This is a genomic window from Candidatus Methanocrinis alkalitolerans, assembly GCF_029167205.1.
In the GTDB taxonomy this organism is placed as follows: Archaea; Halobacteriota; Methanosarcinia; order Methanotrichales; family Methanotrichaceae; genus Methanocrinis; species Methanocrinis alkalitolerans.
Genome location: NZ_JARFPL010000087.1, coordinates 1 through 1,242 on the forward strand (window position 1 = coordinate 1; position 1,242 = coordinate 1,242).

The window sequence follows — 1,242 nt, forward strand, 5'->3', positions numbered from 1 at the left end:
CCTGACCTCCCCAGCGTTTAGGCACACATATGAAGAGCATCCAGGATTTCGCGCTGTTTTTTGGATATCTCAGTGGCCATCTTCTCTCCATTCGGCAAGACCATGATCTTAATTTTTTCCAGCTCAGTAAGCAATCCTTCGACGGAGTATCTTTTATTCAGCTCCGCATCGATCATCATCTTCATCAACTTCATCCTCAATATCAATGCGATGAATGCGATAAACAGATACCCCCTTAGACTGCTGTTAGTCCTCAGGTTGGTTGGCATCAACTCGATGTCATTCTTTAACACGTCGAATCCCTTTTCGACGACATCCTTACTTCGATAAAGTGAGAGACATTCCATCCAAGAAAACTCGCCTCGATAAAGCAGAATAAACTTGCCCATTTTATTAACGGCATGAGAGACTGCGTTTTTTCTGAGAGATACATGGAACTTGCCGTCTATCGCTTTCCACTCGATGAACTTCGCATCCCTCTTTGCTGTTGCCCTGAAGACCTCGCCAGGGTTCATCCAAGGTTTCAGGCTCTTGGACTTTAGCACTTCCATCAGATCATATAACCGCTTATAGAAGGTGTTTCTCTCCTGCTGCTCTCGTTTCTGATCGTAAAATGCGTATCCGTCCAACCTATTCTCACCTATATCAATGCTCACGGGCATCACAAAGAGCGGTTCTTTTTCGTAGAGCCTAAGATGGTCAGGGTCATCGATGCGCTTGTGAATGGCAGATATCGCTTCCTTGACGTTCTTTAGATTGCTTGTTGGCGGAATGATGAACGACAAGTCGGCGGAGACCATCTCCTCGATGTTATCGGTTGAGAAGAAACCCCTATCCATGATCAGGGTATAATTTCTAACGCCCTGAGCCTTCATTTTCTTGACAGTGTTCTTGAGCGTAGATACATCTGCAATGCTTCCCGGATAGAGATCGTACATTACCGGTATGCCCAGATCTTTATCGACGATCAGGGACAAGTTGATCTGAGGCAGGTCGAGACCATCTCGGTTATAACCGTATTCCAAAAGGCTGATGCTCTGAGAGTAAGATGACAAGGAGGTTATGTCGTAGACCAGAGTGCTGCACGTCGATATTTGCTCAATAAGTTTGCGAGAGAACTCAAGATTCGCAGTTCCTTCACCGATACGGCTTAACAGTCGAGAAAGGCTCTGGGATGATAAAGGAAGATCCGGATGGTCTTCAGATAAGATCGTACCTTCATACCAGCTCTGAATATGAGTT

1 protein-coding gene is annotated in these 1,242 nt (G+C 45.5%); it reads right to left on the bottom strand.

The genetic code is table 11. From position 1 onward, the window contains the following. Window positions 1-17: 17 nt before the first annotated feature. On the bottom strand, window positions 18-1,242 hold a 1,225-nt coding region (locus P0O24_RS12450), incomplete at its 5' end, for an IS1634 family transposase (protein WP_316970071.1).